At 42.9% G+C, this 3,226-nt stretch carries 2 protein-coding genes; both read left to right on the top strand.

Annotation, left to right across the window (positions count from 1 at the left end):
- Nucleotides 1-1,511: 1,511 nt before the first annotated feature.
- Complete coding sequence (locus MUU47_RS00300) at nt 1,512-2,444, top strand: hypothetical protein (RefSeq protein ID WP_258986129.1); 933 nt, start codon at nt 1,512-1,514, stop codon at nt 2,442-2,444.
- A gap of 358 nt (nt 2,445-2,802) precedes the next feature.
- Nucleotides 2,803-3,210 (top strand): hypothetical protein, encoded by a 408-nt coding sequence (locus tag MUU47_RS00295; protein ID WP_258986130.1) that lies wholly within the window; start codon nt 2,803-2,805, stop codon nt 3,208-3,210.
- Nucleotides 3,211-3,226: the final 16 nt, after the last annotated feature.

Genomic DNA, 3,226 nt, shown 5'->3' with positions numbered 1-3,226 from the left:
TCAGCTTGCTTAAGAATGGCCATGATCTGGCTGTCGGTAAAACGTGATTTTTTCATAGAGGTCTCCCCGGTTCAGATTACGAGAAAATTCTACTTATAAACACACCGGTTTTTCGGGGGGATTACCCTGGCACAATAAAGCTGTTCCATCATGGCAAGTTGATTTCTCAGAAGCGTATTCAGGATATTCAACAGTCCGTATACCAGCCAAGCGGCAGTCCACTTGTTAACTACGAATTTGATATAGATAAGGATAAGGATAACTTTTACATCCTCGCACTGGATATGAGCACTCAGGGTGCGTCAGGTGGGGCACCCACTATATCTTTATGGGGTGGCGATGCAATGGGGCTTGAATGCATTATGCAGGAAGGTGTTGAATAAAAAAGTTAAACGCCCTTCCCTTGCTTATATCAGTATCTGGTTTACTGCTTTCATCTCCGGCAATAGCAATAACTTCGTCACAGATGCAAATGCGTCAACGCAATAAAAATCATTATAACTATTATTTGTGCGCTATGGATAATCAGAAGCGTTACAGCTTACGAGTCAAAAGTGATTCAGTTTGTTCAGGCAGACCTTCTTAAAGAAATCCTTATGGAGCTGAAGTCAGCCCGGCAGTCAAAGGATGTTGATGATATAGATGCAATGAAAGATAACATCAAAATAGATTTTGACAAGGTTAAGTTCTGAGTCAACTGTTACTGCTAACACAGCGGGTCTTCACTTCTGTGGAGACCTTCCCTTCCTTTAATATTTTATTTTAGTTTGTTATTTGTAAACTCAAGCCGTATGGCTCTCCCTGCGGAGGGCTTAATATTGGGAGAATATTGAAACAATAAAAGAAGATGCAGAGTAAGTACAGAGAACTGATTAAGATAACAGAGTAAGAATAAGTATAAGTATAAGTATAAGTATATAAAACATTAACCCCGGCAAACCTTGCGGCGATGCTATCACGGATATTTATACCTGTAAATAAAATATATTATTTTTTATTCCCATACCCTATCGGGTCATTCCGGTGCAGCACCCCGGCATAACCGGGTGCGTACAACGCATCACAGGCCATCAAGGCGACACGGTCAGTGCAAAGCCATGCATCAGCCTACAGTCGCTCCTGGGCAGTCACTGGTCACAATCTGCACTGATTTCATTCAACTGTATAAATAGACAGTGCTGCATGTGCTGTAATTATGCCATCAAACAGGCTCTGCACGCCCTGCCCCGAGCCTGATTTACAGGGCGTGTAGCGCATTCTGAGCGTATTAGCGCATGATAAGGCATGAGTGCTGCACTGACTCAGTGACAGCCTCAGAACGCCACTGGCAAAGTGATACGTTATCTGTCGCATTGTGTTACCTGTCTTTATAAATTTTATTTTTTTTGAATGGATTCTTAAATTTAATCCTGACCTCCACCCGCAGTGCTGGCCTGACAGAAGTTAAAGGGAAAAGTAGGACCCGACCCGATTCTTTTTCTCCCTTCTCTTCGTCACTCAGGAAATATTACATGTCTCACTTTCGAAACAAAAAATATCACCAGAACTACACTCACGACACATTGTTTCCCGGAGCAGTGTTTGCAACAAAGCATAATGGTGAGTGCTCCATTCTTGGTCGTTCAGAAGATAAATCAAGACGTGGATATTATGTTGTTAAATTTAAAGATAGCGGCATAGTTAAAGAGGTCTATGGGGCGCATATTAAATCAGGTGCGGTTTCGGATTGTGCATTCCCGTCCTCAGAAGAGGAGCGCGTAACCTTACTGATGAAGCCCCGTTATTATGATGTGGGATACATTGGAAATGGAGGACATCCAACCATTCAGGATACCAAAACACATCAACGTACAAGGTCATTCATTCTCTGGCATAACATGCTGGCGAGGTGTTATATGACAAGCAAAGGCAAACAATACTTTAAAGGTTATAAAGGTGTGACTGTGTGCGAACGATGGCATAACTTCCAGTATTTCTGCAATGACCTGCCATCTCTTCATGGTTATGCCCGATGGAAAAACAATCCCGGGGAATATGAACTTGATAAAGACTTCTCTCGTCGCAGGATTTATTCTCCGGATACCGTTGTCTTTATCTCCGTGGCAGAAAATGCAAAGGAATCAGCTTTACGGCGTTCTGCAATGAAAATCTCACGTGAGCATTACCATTCAGTACATAAAATGCGTGATGAAATACTTATGGATGCCGAAGATGCGCTAAAAAAGAACGGCATCATTTTTGAAACTTTGCTGCACGGAAACATGAAAGTAGTTATATGTGAAACACCTTACGGAACGGTGGCATTCTGGCCCCTGACCCGGAAGATTCAGCGCAACGATTACATGACAGAAGGAGATGTATCAGTTTACATTTGTTATCTGAACTGGTTAAAGCAGCGCTGGGAAAGTAGAAATCCCGGCATAAACTGCATTGCTTTAAGATAGCGAAACACCTTAGAATAGTTTTAAATAACAGGCGCATAGTCGTGCCTGCCGATGCTTAACCATAAACATTAAAGACGCATCAACAATCCCGTCTTTGCAGCAATGTTTGTCTGTGTCAGTGAATGTACACTGCCTGATAATTCAGCGCTGAAGGCTAAATGTCCGCACTTCGTGCAGCCATTTAACATGTTCAACACATTATGCGCACTAATATGGAATCAGGCAGAATCCGGGGTTTTGTGGTCATCCTTGGCCTGGTTGCTGATGGTAATCTTGGTACGCATAACGGTTGAAATGTCTTGCGGCCTTCTATTGGGATTCTGGTCGTCGTGTTGTTTTTCTTTGGAACCCGATTTAAATGAAACGACTGATACTGGCTTTGGCTGCAACCGCATGCCTGACTTTTCCTGCATTTGCGATGGCTGACAACATCGTGTGCCGTGATGGCTGGAGTATTGAGAGACATGTTACGGGAAGTGCTGATAGCGGATTCCTGAGTTACAAAAAAGATGCTGGCACAATAAAGCTGTTCCATCATGGCAAGTTGATTTCTCAGAAGCGTATTCAGGATATTCAACAGTCCGTATACCAACCAAGCGGCAGTCCACTTGTTAACTACGAATTTGATATAGATAAGGATAACTTTTACATCCTCTGTAGTGGTCAACAAAAACTGGCCACCACTTTAGAGTTTTTCCAGTATCGATTTTCCGATTCGTTGGGGGGTAACCCGCCGTTATATTCATGCGGCCTGAGCGCGCTGTAATACCCAACGATATAAT

The sequence above is a fragment of the Scandinavium hiltneri genome, from assembly GCF_024764835.1.
Taxonomy (GTDB): Bacteria; Pseudomonadota; Gammaproteobacteria; order Enterobacterales; family Enterobacteriaceae; genus Scandinavium; species Scandinavium hiltneri.
This window is presented reverse-complemented; position numbering and strand designations above follow the sequence as displayed.